General features: G+C 46.0%; 15 protein-coding genes. 11 read left to right on the top strand and 4 right to left on the bottom strand.

Annotated features, from left to right (window positions below):
- Nucleotides 1–3 precede the first annotated feature (3 nt).
- The 11 genes from VCHENC03_RS18990 (at nt 4) to VCHENC03_RS19040 (ending at nt 8,602) form a co-directional block, all read left to right on the top strand.
- Entirely contained in the window at nt 4–861 is an 858-nt protein-coding gene (locus VCHENC03_RS18990; RefSeq protein ID WP_009705134.1) for a CPBP family intramembrane glutamic endopeptidase, read from the top strand.
- A gap of 138 nt (nt 862–999) precedes the next feature.
- The gene (locus tag VCHENC03_RS18995; protein ID WP_009705133.1) at nt 1,000–1,629 is read left to right on the top strand and encodes a PepSY-associated TM helix domain-containing protein; all 630 of its coding nucleotides are present in this window, start codon (nt 1,000–1,002) and stop codon (nt 1,627–1,629) included.
- A 23-nt stretch (nt 1,630–1,652) separates the two neighbouring features.
- Nucleotides 1,653–2,192, top strand: coding sequence for a DUF2271 domain-containing protein (locus VCHENC03_RS19000; protein WP_009705132.1), 540 nt, complete (start codon nt 1,653–1,655; stop codon nt 2,190–2,192).
- 16 nt (nt 2,193–2,208) lie between these two features.
- Nucleotides 2,209–3,039: a DUF4198 domain-containing protein gene (locus VCHENC03_RS19005; protein ID WP_009705131.1), complete on the top strand. Its 831-nt coding sequence runs from the start codon at nt 2,209–2,211 to the stop codon at nt 3,037–3,039.
- 44 nt (nt 3,040–3,083) lie between these two features.
- A complete protein-coding gene (locus tag VCHENC03_RS19010) occupies nt 3,084–3,404 on the top strand; it encodes a hypothetical protein (protein ID WP_009705130.1) in 321 nt (106 codons plus the stop codon).
- A complete protein-coding gene (locus VCHENC03_RS19015) occupies nt 3,401–3,955 on the top strand; it encodes a DUF6162 family protein (protein ID WP_009705129.1) in 555 nt (184 codons plus the stop codon). Before VCHENC03_RS19010 ends, VCHENC03_RS19015 begins: the two co-directional genes overlap by 4 nt.
- A gap of 23 nt (nt 3,956–3,978) precedes the next feature.
- On the top strand, nt 3,979–4,905 hold the full coding sequence (locus tag VCHENC03_RS19020; RefSeq protein WP_032802202.1) for a metal ABC transporter solute-binding protein, Zn/Mn family: 927 nt from the start codon (nt 3,979–3,981) through the stop codon (nt 4,903–4,905).
- Complete coding sequence (locus VCHENC03_RS19025; RefSeq protein WP_009705127.1) at nt 4,905–5,630, top strand: metal ABC transporter ATP-binding protein; 726 nt, start codon at nt 4,905–4,907, stop codon at nt 5,628–5,630. Before VCHENC03_RS19020 ends, VCHENC03_RS19025 begins: the two co-directional genes overlap by 1 nt.
- Nucleotides 5,630–6,505 carry a metal ABC transporter permease gene (locus tag VCHENC03_RS19030; RefSeq protein WP_009705126.1) on the top strand — a complete coding sequence of 292 codons (876 nt, stop codon included), beginning with the start codon at nt 5,630–5,632 and terminating at the stop codon, nt 6,503–6,505. The genes VCHENC03_RS19025 and VCHENC03_RS19030 overlap by 1 nt, the downstream gene beginning before the upstream one ends.
- Before the next feature lie 16 nt (nt 6,506–6,521).
- Complete coding sequence (locus tag VCHENC03_RS19035; protein WP_032802200.1) at nt 6,522–7,391, top strand: metal ABC transporter solute-binding protein, Zn/Mn family; 870 nt, start codon at nt 6,522–6,524, stop codon at nt 7,389–7,391.
- Between the two features lie 215 nt (nt 7,392–7,606).
- Nucleotides 7,607–8,602, top strand: coding sequence for a porin (locus tag VCHENC03_RS19040; RefSeq protein ID WP_009705124.1), 996 nt, complete (start codon nt 7,607–7,609; stop codon nt 8,600–8,602).
- A gap of 180 nt (nt 8,603–8,782) precedes the next feature.
- Here the strand turns inward: VCHENC03_RS19040 and VCHENC03_RS19045 are convergent, their stop codons facing one another.
- From VCHENC03_RS19045 to speA, 4 genes are all read right to left on the bottom strand, one after another.
- Entirely contained in the window at nt 8,783–10,948 is a 2,166-nt protein-coding gene (locus VCHENC03_RS19045; protein WP_032802197.1) for a S9 family peptidase, read from the bottom strand.
- Nucleotides 10,949–11,214: 266 nt separating this feature from the next.
- Nucleotides 11,215–12,420, bottom strand: a complete 1,206-nt coding sequence (emrD, locus tag VCHENC03_RS19050; RefSeq protein ID WP_009705122.1) for a multidrug efflux MFS transporter EmrD — start codon at nt 12,418–12,420, stop codon at nt 11,215–11,217.
- A gap of 262 nt (nt 12,421–12,682) precedes the next feature.
- Nucleotides 12,683–13,603: an agmatinase gene (speB, locus tag VCHENC03_RS19055; RefSeq protein WP_005432598.1), complete on the bottom strand. Its 921-nt coding sequence runs from the start codon at nt 13,601–13,603 to the stop codon at nt 12,683–12,685.
- Between the two features lies 1 nt (nt 13,604).
- On the bottom strand, nt 13,605–15,515 hold the full coding sequence (gene speA, locus VCHENC03_RS19060) for an arginine decarboxylase (protein ID WP_009705121.1): 1,911 nt from the start codon (nt 15,513–15,515) through the stop codon (nt 13,605–13,607).
- Nucleotides 15,516–15,611: the final 96 nt, after the last annotated feature.

Raw genomic sequence — 15,611 nt, 5'->3', positions numbered from 1 at the left:
ACAATGATTCTCGATTCTGACATCTGGCTATGGTGTCCGTTAATTTTGGCGATAGCAGTGGCTTTTCTCCGCCACACTGGAGTCGCACTCGTATTGGTTGGCATCACCTTGGTTAGTGGCTTCATTCTTGGCCGTATTGAGCTTATCGCCTTGGTCGGCTCTTTGTTTGTGCTTGGCGTGTCATACCGAATTCCCAGTCTCGCTTCAAGGCTAAAAGTGAAGCCAAAAACGAAACCCATTTTCTATTTGGGGTGGGGAATCGTGATCGTTTGGTGTGTCTTGTTGTTTGTCCATCTGATCCCGGGATTTAATAATCTGCAAGTGCTCGACAAGGTATCTGCGGGGCCGTTAAGTGCTCCATTCTCTATGTACCTTAACTTAGACAAGCCGCTTGCCTTCTTTGCACTCTTACTGGCTTATCCGATTTTGCTAGGTGGTGAGTCAAAGGTAAGAGTCAAACCGGCATTGCTGGTGATGATTCCTTTACTTCTATTGTTGCCTATTGCGTCAGCGCTTGGTGCTTTAAAACCTGAATTGAGTTTGCCATCTTGGTGGTGGTTATTTGTTTTGAACAACTTAGTCCTGACTTGTGTGGCAGAAGAAGCGCTATTTCGTGGATTTATACAACAGTCGCTATCCCGCCGCTTTGACTGGCGAGTCGGCTTGGTAGTAGCGAGTCTTTTGTTTGGCTTGGCTCATTTTTCTGGTGGTCCACTATTAATGATATTTGCCGCGCTTGCTGGGGCTGGGTACGGTTTGGTCTTCCATTTTACTGGCCGTTTATGGTGCGCTGTGCTCGCTCACTTCGCGTTTAATTTCTGTCACTTGGTTTTCTTTACTTATCCCATTCTCGCTCGATAACGCCCCCCTCTTATTTGCTCCCGTCAGTATCGACGGGAGCAATGCTTTTTGACCAAACGTAAACAATGTAAATTAAATGCCAATACGAATGATTATCACCTAAATTACTCCCTCATTTACTGGTGATGATTGTTTTCTATGCTGCTCAAAAGCAAAGGCGTCCAGACTTGGGCACGCCGTCTGCACATTTACATTTCTATGGCTCTTTTATTGGTGACACTGTTTTTTGCGTTAACTGGTATTACGTTGAACCGCCCAGAACTGTTTGAGCGCAGTGAACCTATCATTCAGCAACACACACTCACAGTCCCTTCCGAGCAACTATTTGCGAATGAAGGAAGCTTCCAACCCAATCGCTCTGCCCTGTTGAGTTTCTTAACACAAGAAACAGACCTACGAGGCACACCATCAGCACTCGATGTGTATACCGAAGTTGAGGATGGTGAATTGATGATTGGTGAACTCTCTTTAGATTTCAAAGGCCCGGGCTACAACGCCACCGTTTTCGTCGATATGACGACGGGTGAAGCTGAAGTTGAAACCACTAACTACGGTATGGTTGCGCTGCTAAACGACCTACATAAAGGTCGCAACAGTGGCGATACGTGGAAATGGTTTATCGACATAACAGCCTTGCTAATGGTGTTTTTTGTGCTGACAGGTGTGTGTTTGCTGCTTCCAAAGAAAAAGACTTTTAGAACATCAATGCAGTGGATGAGTTTTGGCACTGCGTTATCACTCGTTATTTATTTTTTCGCTGTGCCATAACAGCCTATTCAGAGAAAAAACCAATGTTAAACATGGGCCGAATTTTTCGCCGTCACTCGTTTAGTAAAGCCGCATTGATCGCGGCTTTATCTCCTTTGCCGCTTATGGCCGCTCCTTTCCCAGAGAATGCCAAAGTCGACTTTGAGTTTGAGCTACCAAAGATTGATACCTCGATGTACGCAAGACCTTATGTCGCAGTATGGATCGAAGATGAAAAGCGCAAACCAGTCAAAACCATTCAGCTTTGGGTAGGTAAAGATGAGTGGTTAAAAGATCTTCGTAGCTGGTGGCGCAAAGTGGGTCGTTACGATCGCGAATTGGTCGATGCCGTAACGTCAGCCACTCGACCTGCAGGCCAATACCGATTTGTTTGGGATGGCACTAATGATGATGGTCAACGACTCGAACAGGGCAATTACACCCTACATGTAGAAGTCGTACGTGAACACGGTGGCCGTAATTACCTACGTCAAAAAATGCAGTTAGCGGACAGTGAAGTGCGCTACCAAATAAAACCAACCGAAGAGACGGGCGTCATTACCGTCAACTACCAAGTTAAGTGATAGAGAAGGAATAACAATGAAAACCAAAATGAAAGCGGTGGCATTAGCAAGTGTAATGGCAATGGGGCTAACGGCCGCGACAACAGCACAAGCGCACCCTCGTTGGGTTCTCCCTTCTCACTTTACGGTATCAAAAGAAGGCGGTGATTGGTTAACGTTCGATGTGACAGCGTCTCACGGTACGTTTGTATTCGATAAGCCAGCAGGTAGCGAGCAAGCGTTCGTGATCATGCCAGATGGTCGTTCTGAGCGCCCGAATTTTGTCGTACGCGGCAAGCGTCGTTCAATGTTCGACTTCTTCTTTGTTGAAGAGGGCACACACAAAGTGGCTATCAATAACCAACCTAGCTACTACACCCAGTACAAAGCAGGCCGTCGTGACACGGTTAAGTGGGCGAAAGCGAGCAAAGCAGATCGCGCAAGCGTGATTCCTGAAAAAGCACGCGATGTCGTTACCCAACTTAGCTACACACGTGCAGAAAGCTATGTAACGGTTGGTATGCCAACAGAAAAGGCGCTAGAGCTTGAAGGTAAGCTGTTAGAAATGAAGCCGATTACGCACCCTTCAGACATTATTGAAGGTGAAGAAGTGACATTCCAATTCTTCTTTAACGGCGAGCCTCAGCAAGGTGTCACGGCGGAAATTACGCGTGAAGGTACTCTGTATCGCAACCACCAAGAGCAAATCGATGTAGTCAGTGACAAGGATGGAAAAATCACCTTCACTCCAGATGTAGCGGGTCGCTACCTAATGAAAGCAAACTACAAGGGTGAGCTGAAAAACGATCCACTTGCGGACAAAGCAAGCATGAACGTTCACCTAACATTTGAAACTCAACTTAACTAATCAAAATTTGGCTCAGCCCTTCGCTGAGCCAATTTGGATGCATCATGAAAAACGTTTCTATTTTTAAATCCTCAGTATTGGTTGCTGGTTTTATCTCTTCTCAAGCGTTCGCGCACTTTCCATTGATGAGTTGCCATTTAGAGCAAGATAAAGTGATTTGCGAGGCAGGCTATTCAGACGGTTCTACCGCAGTGGACTATGACGTTGAAATGTACGATTACGACGATAACTTGATCGCCAAAGTAACGACAGATAAACGCTCCATTGCTGAGTTCACACATCCTCAAACCGATTTTTATTTGGTTTTCGATGCGGGGCATGAAAACCCAGTAGAAGTGGATATCGTTGAGTTAAAAGAGAAATGATTACCCAGAAGATCAGACCGGATAACGGCAGTCGAGAAGGTAAATGGGTTGCTCTAACCATCGCAGGTATTCTTGCGGTCTCCACGATTTTGCTGCCTCACCATCAAGCCGAGACAGAACATACCGAAGTGCTAGCCCATCAAGTTCTCATCACTGATCTTGAACAAGAAGAACTTGCGATGATTGCCGAGCTAAAGTTGGCCCATGAAGAAATTCGAGATCTTCATCTAGATGCTGGCGAGTGGCCTGCCGTCAGCGAATTGGAAGAATTTTGGGTTGCCCCATTTGTGCAAGACCAAAGCTGGCAGCGCAAAGGCTCTCACCAATGGCAACGGTTAGATGCAGGGATTTACCTCGGTGTAAGGCAAGATGAAATAGGCGCGGCTTCCATGCTTCTCGATAGTCGTAATGAACACGCCGACATTTGGTTTATTCAATCTACAACAAAGGCATCTGATTTGTCTCTTGCGGAAATAAGCGAACGCCAGAAGCAAGGTTGGCAACAAATAGTTCTTGTCCCTGCTACGTCTTCAAATGCTCACGCCCATTAAGCTCAATTTTAACGATAACAACTATGATGAAACGATCTTTTCTACGTCGAATTATAACGGCTAGTGCATTGCTGGCAGTAGCTTCATCGAGCTTCGCAGCAGATAAGCTCAATATTGGTATTACTCTTCAACCATACTACAGCTATGTGAAAGCTGTGGTCGGTGACAAAGCAGAAATTCTACCGCTGGTGGATGCAGGTTTTAACCCTCATAACTATTTACCTCAACCTAATGATCTAAAGCGTTTGAAGCAAATGGATGTGATTGTGGTCAATGGTATCGGCCACGATGATTTTGCTCTTAAAGTGATTCAAGCTTCACAACGTGACGACCTCGTGGTGATAGAGGCGAACAAAGAAGTGCCACTGCTACCTGCGATGGGTCAATCAGTCGGTAAAGGCGCAGTGAATCCACATACGTTTGTGGGCCTATCGACCACGATTCAAAAGGTTTACACGATTGCGAGTGAGCTAAGCAAACTCGACCCAGAAAACGCGGCGTTTTATCGAAAGAATGCGCGCTCTTACGCAAAAACGTTTCGCCTTTTAAAGCGTGATGCGATGTTGTCTTTGGGGCAACTTGATACAGCAGGTATGAAGGTCGCTACTACGCATAATGCTTATGGTTACATCTTGCAGGAATTCGGCGTTGACGTCGCAGCAGTTATCGAACCTGCTCATGGTGTAGAGCCAAGCGCAAGCCAGTTACAAGAAACCATAGAGAAGATTCGTCAATCTGGTATTGATGTGCTGTTTTACGAGTTAAACATGCCCAACCGCTTTGTTGACACGATCGAAGAAGCGACCGGTGTTCAGCTTTACCGTTTTTCTCACATGACTCATGGCGAATACGAAGCCAATAAGGTTGAAGTCGAAATGCGTGAGAACGTCGCAACTCTGATTGAAGCGATGAAGTTCGTTGCAAGCAAGCACGAACAGGAGAAAGCTTGATGTTAGGGCCCTCTATCTCTCTCGACGGGGTAAGCCTTCAATATGGCGACAACCTGATTCTGCAAGACATTCAAACCCAATTTGAAGCTGGCCAATGTCACGTCATCATGGGGCCTAACGGTGGCGGGAAGACCTCTCTTTTGCGCTCTGTTTTGGGCTTAACCCCATTTACTGGTGACATTTCTGTCCATTGGCCAGACAGCAAACATGCTGCGAAAATCGGCTATGTACCGCAAAAAGCCATGTTTGAAGCCAGTCTGCCGCTCACGGTTATGGATTTCGTTTTGCTTAACCAAACCAGAGTGCCTCTGTTTTGGCGACGTAAGACCAAGCAAACTCAACAAGCGCTTGCTCAACTAGAGCGCGTTGGTATGGCTTCGCGTAGTGATCGCCGAATGGGACAGCTATCGGGTGGTGAGCAGCAGCGTGTTTTGTTCGCTCAAGCGTTATTAGACGATCCAAGTCTGCTTGTTTTGGATGAGCCAACGACGGGCATGGATGAGCAAGGTGTTCGTTACCTTGAAAGTTTAATTCATGAAGTTGTTGGGGAAGGAAAAACCGTGCTTGCTGTGCATCATGATGTGACGGCTGTACGTCGTTTGGATGCTCAGGTCCATGTCGTGAATCGTCAAATTGTTGCGTCAGGGCACCATTCAGAAGTATTGAGTCCAGAACGTATCGAGTCTCTGTTTAAGCACTACACAGCAAAAGTGGAGGCGGCGTAATGGATTGGTTAAGAGATCTCGCTCTGCATGGTGTGGAAGCGGGTTGGTTAAGTGACAGTTTTGCTTATGCGTTTATGGTCAACGCGATAGTGGCTGCGCTTATTCTTGGGCCCTTATTGGGTGGGTTAGGCACGCTAGTCATTGCCAAGCGTTTAGCGTTCTTTTCAGAGGCCGTCGGCCATGCTGCACTAACAGGTATTGCGATTGGTGTACTGCTTGGTGAGCCACCAGAAAACCCATTTATTGGATTATTTAGCTTCTGCATGATCTTCGCACTGTTGCTGCATTTCGTGCGAAATCGAACCAATGTTCCTTACGATACATTAGTTGGTGTATTTCTAGCACTAGCACTGGCGGTCGGTGCAGCCTTGCTGATGTACGTGGCACGCAAGATCAACATCCACATGCTAGAGAATGTTCTATTTGGTTCAATTCTGACGGTAACAGACAGAGACATTACGATTCTGGCTGTGAGTTGCTTGATCATTTTATTGCTTTTGATCCCGACATTTAACCGCATATTACTGACTTGTATTAGTCCAGATATCGCACGTGTCCGTGGATTCAATACCAGCTTCTACGATTACTTGTTCGTCATGATGATCACGCTTGTGACCATTGCAGCGGTGAAGATCATTGGCGCTGTATTAGTTGGGGCATTGCTGCTGATTCCTGGTGCAACAGCCCGCCTTCTTACTAAGAGAATGGGGAGCTTTGTATTGCTCTCATCACTGCTGGCGACCATCGCGTGCTTGGTTGGTACGGTCTTACCGATGGAGTTGGAACTCCCTGTGCCATCTGGCGCGTCGATCATCATTGTGTCGGCAATCTTCTTCTTAACTGCAACCATGTATCGCATTGTGCGTAAAGCCTAAACCTGGATATTCGAATATGAACACGAAAAAGATAATTATGGGATTGAGCTTGGCAATAGCGAGTACAACTGCGCCGTTTGCTTTTGCGAAAGACATCGTTACGAGTACTCCTGTGACCTACATGTTGGCTCAGCAGTTGATGCAAGGTACGGATATCGAGACGACTTACTTGCCGCCTAAACGTTACGGGATTGAGCGTTTGGTGAATTGGTTTGCAAGTAAAGGACATGAACAAGTTACCGCAGCAGGAAAAAATGCAACGGTAGCGATCACGCTAGGTGCTGTTTGGCATCAAGACCCTACTTTTGTTTATGCGCGTCAGGGAAATGTGCGCTTGATAGAGATTGATGCCTCTCAAGCGATTTCACCGAGAGCACAAGGTGTTGCGGCATTGACGTTGGATAATGGTGAGACGTCGAAATACGCATGGATGAATCCGAGTAACTTGATTCGAATGGCAGCGATTGTTGGTGAGGACCTACAAAAGGTGTACCCTCAACATCAAGCTCAGATTGAAAAGAACCAGCAAGCCTTGATGCTGGACGTACGGGAACTGATTAATCAACAACAAGAAGTAATTTTCGAAAAAGAGATCGATTCGGTGGTATTGTTGGGTGAATCGTTAGAAGATTTTGCATCAGGAAACCAACTGTTTGTGGTCGATCGCCAATTCAAACCAGAATTGGAATGGTCAGAGGCAGAGAAACTATCTTTAAAAGCTCAATTTGAGGAAGATGAAACTCTGTGGCTGATCACTGATAAACGCCCGTCAAAAACGTTAACTTCATTAGTTTCACGGGATCGCATACTGCAAATTGATGTTATTGACCGATGGGGCAGTAAAGGTATCAAAACTGAGAAGCCACTCGCACGCTGGCAGTTGTAACACGCAAAACACCACACAAATTATGAAGGGAACTGAAAAGTTCCCTTTTTTTATGGGATCGTGATCAAAAATTAGTCATAAATAACACCAGTTGCATAAGAAAGTATTTGTTTCATTTATATTTCATTACTACTTTGTTATCTGTTCGTTGCGATTGATGCATTTTATTTTGCTGTCGGGGCGAACCAGTACAAACAACTATATGGATGTTAACAATGAAAATGAAAACTCTAGCCGTTGCAGTGGCGGCACTAGCATGTGGTTCTCAAGCTTTCGCAGCTGAAGTTTACAACAGCGATGGCACATCTCTTTCTATCGGCGGCCACGTTTCTGTGGGCGTGGGTGAGTATTTTGAAGACGAAGTAAAGGTTCACCAAGTATCTCCTCGTATTAACATCGGTGGTAAAAAAGACATCGGTAACGGCGTAACTATCGATGCTAAAGGTGAATGGGCACTGAACTACCTTAATGGTGGCGATACTTCATTCAAAACACGTCTAGGTTACATTGGTGCTACTCACGAGCAGTACGGCCGTGTTGTTGCTGGTACACAGTGGGCTCCATACTATGACGTAGCAGGCGTTGCGGATTTACCAATCGCGTTTGCCAACGACTTCTTATATGACAACCAAGGTAACCTAGGTACTGCACGTGCAGATAAAATGCTTAGCTACCGCAAAGGTTTCGAGTTTGGTGAAGGTTTTGGCCTGAATGTTGGCTTGGGCTGGCAAGGGGAGCAAACTTCTAATGCAACAACTTATGAGCAACGTGGTCAAATCGCGCTTAGCACAGAGCTAGCTGGGTTTGGTCTAGGCTACGTATACAGCGGTGGTGACGTTAAGAACGCGACTCTTGGTACAAAGTCTGCTGAATCACACGTGTTCTCTGCTAACTACGGTAAATACGGCTCTGGCATCTACGCAGCAGTTGTTTACGGTATGAACGATTACTTCTACGATATGTTAGAAGAAACAACTCAGCTTGAAGGTCTATTGGCTTACGGCGTTAACGATTGGACATTCAGTATTAACTACGAAGGTGTAGAAAACGATAAAGACAGCAAAACAATCACTAGCGAAACGGCTCTACAAGCTGAGTACGCAGTGACGCCATCTTTCTACACGTTTGCTGCTTACCAGTTTGACCTAGGTAACGACTACAACAACGAAGAAAACGACTACTGGACTCTAGGTGCTCGTTACTACTTCTAATAAATAGGACAGTTTCTACTGCCTAAACACATTTATTGTGTTAACGCCTACTCGCTGTGAGTAGGCGTTTTTCTTTCTGTTCAGCTCATCTGAGTCATGTCACCGAGTATCTAGATTGAAAAATGCCCGCGTAAAAGCGGGCATTGTTTTCGATGACTCATAGTGAATGATGACTAAAGCTTATTTGGCCTCCAACAGATCTAGGAAGAAAGCGTACTCAAGCGCGTCTTCTTTTAATCGTTTGAATCGACCAGAAGCGCCACCGTGGCCTGCTTCCATATCGGTTTTGAACAACAAGACATTATCATCAGTCTTCATTTCACGAAGTTTGGCTACCCACTTCATTGGCTCAAAGTATTGAACTTGTGAGTCATGCAAACCCGTAGTCACTAGCATGTTCGGGTAATTCTGAGCTTTCACGTTGTCGTACGGTGAGTAGCTCAGCATGTAGTCGTAGTAGGTTTTGTCATTTGGATTGCCCCACTCATCGTATTCGTTGGTGGTTAGAGGAATTGATTCATCCAACATGGTCGTTACGACATCAACAAACGGAACGTGCGCGCCAATACCACGGTAGAGCTCGGGTGCTTGGTTGATAATAGCGCCCATCAGTAGGCCGCCTGCAGAGCCACCAACAGCAAACACTTTATCTTTGGCACCGTAGCCTTCTTCAACAAGTCCTTTGGTTACGTCGATGAAGTCATTGAAGGTGTTTTGCTTAGTCAGCTTTTTGCCATCTTCATACCAAGGACGCCCAAGCATTTCTGAACCACGAATATGCGCGATTGCGTACACGAATCCGCGATCAAGTAAGCTCAAACGAGTTGAACGGAATGTTGGCTCGATAGTGGAGCCGTATGAGCCGTAACCGTACTGGTAGATTGGGTTAGTGCCGTCTTTCTTGAATAGGTCTTTGCGATAAACCAATGAAACTGGCACTTGTTTACCATCACGAGCAGTCACCATGATTCGCTCTGACTGGTAGTTATCGGCATCAAAATCACCCAGCACTGGTGTTTGTTTCATGATTTCAGATTCACCTGTATTTAGGTCGAAATCATAGTAAGTCCCCGGTGTCGTCAGGCTGCTGTAGTAGATGCGAACTTTTGAATTGTCTAGCTCAAGGTTGCCCGTGAGGTAAGCAGCAAAAGCCGTATCATTAAACTCGAGTGGAAACTCTTTGCCTGTTGATAATTGACGAACCTTCACGGTCGACAGGCCATTCGTACGCTGCTCATAAACAAGGTGATCGTCAAACAAGTCGAAATCGACTAGTTGAGAATTGTCGTTAGCAGGAATGACATCGACCCATTTAGAGCGGTCATGCATCTCTTCAGCTTTCACTTTCATCAAACGGAAGTTTACGGCTTGATAGTTGGTGTAGATGTAGTACCAATCGCCTAATTTAGCGATGCTGTACTCAATACCAGTCTCTCTAGGGTAGAAAGCTTCGGCTTTGGCGTTCGGGTTGTTAGCATCAATCACAGACACGCCACTTGTTTCTGTACTTGAGTGCCAAATGTAAACTTGCTCACCGTCTTTACTCTTACTCAAGAAGGTGTAGTAAGCGCTGTCGGTTTCTTCGTATATTAGCTCATCGCTTGTTTGAGGCGTGCCCAATACATGGCGGTAAACCTGATAACCTAAAAGTGTTTGCGGGTCTTTCTTGATGTAGTAGAAAGCTTGGTTGTCGTTTTGCCAAGCAATCGCACTTGATGCACCTTCAATTTCATCTTTTAGATATTCACCCGTCGTGAGGTCTTTGATCTTGATGGTGTAAATACGGCGACTCAGGGTATCTTCGCCATAAGCCAACAAGTTTTCATTTGGGCTGATCGTTAAGCCGCCAATACTGAAAAACTCATGTTCTTTTGCCAGCTCGTTAACATCTAAGATGACTTGCTTATCTTTACCTGCAAAGTCTTTTGCACGCAGATGTACTTCGTATTCGTTGTCGCCTGTCACTTCATTTGAGTAGTAGTAACTGCCTTTTCGAACGGGTACTGAATTGTCATCTTTTGCAATACGCCCTTTGATCTCTTCAAAAAGCTGTTCTTGCAGTGCTTCGGTGTGTTTTAAAACGGTTTCTGCGTACTGATTCTCTTGCTCAAGGTGTTGCAAGATTTCTGGATCTTGGCGCTCATCATCACGCATCCAGTAGTAATTATCGATTCGTGTATCACCATGAATATTCATTGCATGAGGGACTTTTTTAGCAACGGGTGCTTGGGTTTGTTGAGCAACGAGTTGCGATTGGGAGTAATGGTTCATGGTTGGTAATCCTTGATTGCTGCATCCGGCGACTAGCGCGACCGATACGGCCAACGTGGTTAAAGTGAAACGCATCTGTGTATCCTTATTTTGTACTCTTCTCGTGTTTTTTCGCCATTCATTTATCTTGCGAGTAAAAGTACGTTTGTGTTCTTCCAGTGAATGTATTTATATCGAATGGCAAACGAATAATTTCTGTATAAGCAACTGTTCTTTTTAGCAAAGATTGGATGGGATGTTAAATGCAATTGCTGGTGGATGAGAGCTAAAGGGTAAGATGTGTGCAACAAAAAAGGGACACACTTTTCAGCATGTCCCTTTTGGGTGATGAGAGCCAGATTTTAGATCGCCAATGGCATTTCGTTTGAGTGATCGTGCTTGCGATTAACCCAACGCAAACCAAGCATGGCGATGATCGACATTGCCATCATCAAACAACCAAGTGGCATTTGGTCTTGCGCCGGGAAGAACGAAGCCAACAGCGTCGCGATACCCGCACCTAGGTTTTGCATACCACCCAAAATAGCACCGCCAGTACCTGCGTGGTATGGAAACGGTGAAAGTGCGCCTGTTGTTGCCGCTGGGAACAAAATGCCCGCACCCAAGAAGTAAATGGTTGCACCGCCAATCAGAGTTAACGCCGTTGTGAGACCAAACAGACCCGGAATCAATACCACTGCTGAGCCAACTAAGATAGCCACTAGACCAACATTCAAAGCACGGCGCTCAGAGCGACGTTGTGCGATGTAGCTAGATAAACCTGCACCGACTAGGTAACCCGGAATCGGCAAGACAAACAGCAAGCTTACTGTGGTTGCCGGTAAACCAAGTACGCCACCTAGTAGTACACCGGCTGCTGCTTCAAATACTGCTACGCCTGCGAACGTAGCAACCAACACCAATAAGAAGCCTTGGAAGCGTTTGTCTGAAAGTACGAACTTGTAGCTCTTTGCCACAGACTCATGTTTGCGACGCTCTTTCGGCAAGGTTTCCATCATGCTTGTCATCATGGTGATGACCACCGCGATACCAAATAGTGCTAGGAACAAATAACTAGAACGCCAACCGAAAGCTTCTGTTAGGTAGCCGCCCAATACTGGCGCAATCAATGGTGAGAAAATTACACACATGCTGATCAAGCTGTTTGCGCGGTGCAGCTCTGCACCCTCAAAGCAGTCACGAGTCAGTGTACGAGACATCGCCCCGCCACAACCGATACCCAAACCTTGGATAAAGCTACCTGCTAGGAACCATTCGTACTCATGAGCAAATAGCGCCACCAAAGTACCAAGAATGTAGATGATCAAACCCGCAATGATGATCGGCTTACGACCAAGGCGATCAGAAAGCGTACCGTACACAAACTGCGATAGACCATAAGGGATCAGGTAACACGCCATCACAGCTTGAAGTGAAGACGCTGATACCAAGAACTCACCCGCCATATGACCGATAGAAGGCACGTACATCGTTTGAGTCATTTGACCTACGGCAGTCAGAATTGCGATTAAAAAGGTAAGTTTCGCTAATGGAAACGAGGCGGACATTTGCGTATCTCTCCAGAAATTTAAGACGTAAAAAGCCTTAGCGCTCCATATAGGAGAGCCAAATAAACAAAGTGATTAGGGAATCTAGGCGCGAGATATTAGAGCTTGAGTGCTGACTTAGCAATCAAAAAGTGTGAAGTTGAGCAAGATAAAAATCTATGATTTGGATTAGAAAATCTAATCTATTTTTATTGGGTGTTGAAAACGAAAAAGGGAGCCGAAGCTCCCCTTAAAATACTGTGCTCATTGAGAACAACTTTCGTTATTCACGACCTGAAGCGTAGGCGTAAAGCAACTCAAGTGCGATAGTTGCGCCAGCCAAGGCCGTTACATCGCTGTGGTCGTAAGGAGGAGAGACTTCCACTACGTCCATACCTACGATGTTCATGCCAGCGAAACCGCGAATGATCTTCAGAATTTTATCTGAGTTCAGACCACCACAAACTGGCGTACCTGTACCTGGAGCAAACGCAGGATCCAGACAGTCGATGTCAAAAGTGACATACACAGGCTTATCCGCAACCGTGCGACGAATCTCTGCCAGAATCTCTTCTACCGACATGTCGTTCGCTTGCATCGCGTTGATCACATTGAAGCCGTGATCTTGTTGGTCATATTCAGTACGAATACCAATTTGAACTGAGTTCTTCGCAGAAATCAGACCTTCTTTTGGCGCATGGTAGAACATAGTACCGTGGTCGTAAGAACTGCCGTTTGCGTATGTGTCAGTGTGCGCATCGAAGTGAATCAGTGCCATTTGACCATGGTGTTTTGCATAAGCACGTAGGATTGGTAGCGTGATGAAGTGATCACCACCCAAGCCTAGCATTGTCTTTCCGCTCTTTAGAATTTCACTTGTTGCTGCTTCTAGGCGGTAAGTGAAATCTTCAGCATCACCACAATCGAACACAAGGTCACCTGCGTCGATCACTTTCAATTTATCAAATACGTTGAAGTCCCAAGGGAACTTCTTGCCTTCCCAAGCAAGGTTTACTGACGCACGGCGGATCGCATCTGGACCCATACGCGCACCAGGACGACCTGAAGTCGCCATGTCCAGAGGAACCCCTAGCACTACAACGTCTGCGTCTGCCGATACTGGATTTTTGATGTACGGTCGACGTAGAAACGACATAGAGTTGGAGTAAAGCGAATAATCGGTTTTAGTAAACAAATCATTCATATCAGAAGTCCTCTAAATAGGTGTAGCCTGCCAAACCTTGTTCTAGTTCAGCTAGGATTTGTTCTTGTTCACTGGCTTCAACACGTGCTGAAACCAATTGTTTGTAATTGTCACGAATCGCATCTACGTCGATGTGAACGTAGCGCATCATGTCTTCTACGCTATCACCTTCGTTGATGTAGCTGATCTCAAATTGACCTTCTTCATCAACATTGACTACTGCACTGTGGGTATCACCAAATAGGTTGTGCATGTCACCAAGGATCTCTTGGTATGCGCCTACTAGGAAGAAGCCCATTAGGTACGGTTTGTCGTTGCTCCATGCTGGTACTGGTAGTGTGCTCTCAATGCCTTGGCCATCAACGTAATGGTCAATTGCGCCATCGGAGTCACAAGTGATGTCCAACATCACCGCACGACGCTCTTCCACATCGCCAAGACCAGAAAGCGGCAGAACAGGGAATACCTGATCAATACCCCATGCATCTGGCAGGGACTGGAAAAGAGAGAAGTTCACGAAGAACTTGTCTGCAAGACGTTCGCTCAACTCATCCAAAATAGGACGGTGGAAACGGTTCTTGGTACTCATTTGACGACTTAGCTCGAAGTAAATGCGCAGCGACAGTTGCTCTGCCCACGCACGTTGTTCAAGGTTCAGTACGCCAGTAGCGAATTGTGAGTGAACCTCAGCCAAATCGCTTTGGGTATCGTTGTAAATTTCAATTAATGCACGCGCATCCGTACCATCTTGCAGGTTCTCCCAGTTTCGCCACATGTTTTGTAGCAAGAATGGGGCGTCTGCTGCTGGCTCGAACACTTCTTCCGGTTGGTATGTTTCAGTACCAATAACGTTAGAGATAAGTACAGCGTGGTGTGCAGTCAAAGAACGACCTGATTCAGAGATGATCACTGGCATCGGTTGTTCGTACTGCTGACACACATCACCGACGGTATTTACGATGTTGCGCGCATATTCTGCAAGGCCATAGTTCATCGAGTTCGAAGATTGGCTACGCGTGCCGTCGTAGTCTACTGCTAAACCGCCGCCAACATCGAAGTAATCAATGTTTGCACCCATGGCACGTAATTCACAGTAGAAACGTGCTGATTCGTTTACACCATTACGCACGTCACGGATGTTTGCCATCTGTGAGCCAAGGTGGAAGTGAACCAACTGCATGGTGTCCAGTTTGTCTTCGCGTTTTAGACGATCAATTACGCTCAATACTTGAGACGCAGATAGGCCGAACTTCGATTTCTCACCGCCGCTTGCTTGCCATTTACCCGCACCTTGAGATGCAAGGCGGATACGCAAGCCAAGACGTGGTGTTACGCCCAAGCTTTTTGCTTCTTCAAGTACTAGATCAAGCTCAGATAGCTTCTCTAGTACGATAAATACTTTGTGACCTAGCTTTTCACCGATCAGTGCAAGACGCACGTATTCACGGTCTTTGTAGCCATTACACACGATCACGGAGCTGCCTTGTTGAGCCAGTGCAAGTACTGCCAATAGCTCTGGCTTACTGCCTGCTTCAAGACCCAGCTGTTTATTTTCTAGCTGTGCTTGGCTTGCTAAGATCTCATCAACCACTTCACGCTGTTGGTTTACTTTAATTGGGTACACCAGCAGGTATTTGTTTGGATATTGGTATTCTTCAATTGCTTGGTTGAAAGCTTGGCAAATGCCATGCACGCGTTGGTGTACGATTTGTGGGAAGCGCACTAATACAGGCAGATTCAACTGCTTAGCTTCTAGTTCATTTACAATCGCACTGAAAGGGATTTGGTGTGCACGGTCACTACGAGGAGATACGTATACCTCGCCTTGGTCATCAATTCCGTAGAAGCCTTGGCTCCAGTAGTGAACGTTGTAGTCCGCGCGGATGCGGTCTAATTTAGTTGCTTTTTCCAACTCGATTCTCACAAAAATGTATTTAAGCCCTCATTGGAAATAGAGGAGAAAATACAAAAAAGCAAATCATGAGGCGCTAACCTCATACCCTGACAC

The organism is Vibrio sp. HENC-03 (assembly GCF_000305755.2).
Classification (GTDB): Bacteria; Pseudomonadota; Gammaproteobacteria; order Enterobacterales; family Vibrionaceae; genus Vibrio; species Vibrio owensii.
This window is presented reverse-complemented; position numbering and strand designations above follow the sequence as displayed.

What these genes read in the sequence shown, in the direction of transcription:
- VCHENC03_RS18990 (WP_009705134.1), top strand. Translation starts at nt 4, where the DNA reads ATGATTCTCGATTCTGACATCTGGCTATGGTGTCCGTTAATTTTGGCG.
- VCHENC03_RS18995 (WP_009705133.1), top strand. Translation starts at nt 1,000, where the DNA reads ATGCTGCTCAAAAGCAAAGGCGTCCAGACTTGGGCACGCCGTCTGCAC.
- VCHENC03_RS19000 (WP_009705132.1), top strand. Translation starts at nt 1,653, where the DNA reads ATGTTAAACATGGGCCGAATTTTTCGCCGTCACTCGTTTAGTAAAGCC.
- VCHENC03_RS19005 (WP_009705131.1), top strand. Translation starts at nt 2,209, where the DNA reads ATGAAAACCAAAATGAAAGCGGTGGCATTAGCAAGTGTAATGGCAATG.
- VCHENC03_RS19010 (WP_009705130.1), top strand. Translation starts at nt 3,084, where the DNA reads ATGAAAAACGTTTCTATTTTTAAATCCTCAGTATTGGTTGCTGGTTTT.
- VCHENC03_RS19015 (WP_009705129.1), top strand. Translation starts at nt 3,401, where the DNA reads ATGATTACCCAGAAGATCAGACCGGATAACGGCAGTCGAGAAGGTAAA.
- VCHENC03_RS19020 (WP_032802202.1), top strand. Translation starts at nt 3,979, where the DNA reads ATGATGAAACGATCTTTTCTACGTCGAATTATAACGGCTAGTGCATTG.
- VCHENC03_RS19025 (WP_009705127.1), top strand. Translation starts at nt 4,905, where the DNA reads ATGTTAGGGCCCTCTATCTCTCTCGACGGGGTAAGCCTTCAATATGGC.
- VCHENC03_RS19030 (WP_009705126.1), top strand. Translation starts at nt 5,630, where the DNA reads ATGGATTGGTTAAGAGATCTCGCTCTGCATGGTGTGGAAGCGGGTTGG.
- VCHENC03_RS19035 (WP_032802200.1), top strand. Translation starts at nt 6,522, where the DNA reads ATGAACACGAAAAAGATAATTATGGGATTGAGCTTGGCAATAGCGAGT.
- VCHENC03_RS19040 (WP_009705124.1), top strand. Translation starts at nt 7,607, where the DNA reads ATGAAAATGAAAACTCTAGCCGTTGCAGTGGCGGCACTAGCATGTGGT.
- VCHENC03_RS19045 (WP_032802197.1), bottom strand. Translation starts at nt 10,948, where the DNA reads ATGCGTTTCACTTTAACCACGTTGGCCGTATCGGTCGCGCTAGTCGCC.
- emrD (WP_009705122.1), bottom strand. Translation starts at nt 12,420, where the DNA reads ATGTCCGCCTCGTTTCCATTAGCGAAACTTACCTTTTTAATCGCAATT.
- speB (WP_005432598.1), bottom strand. Translation starts at nt 13,603, where the DNA reads ATGAATGATTTGTTTACTAAAACCGATTATTCGCTTTACTCCAACTCT.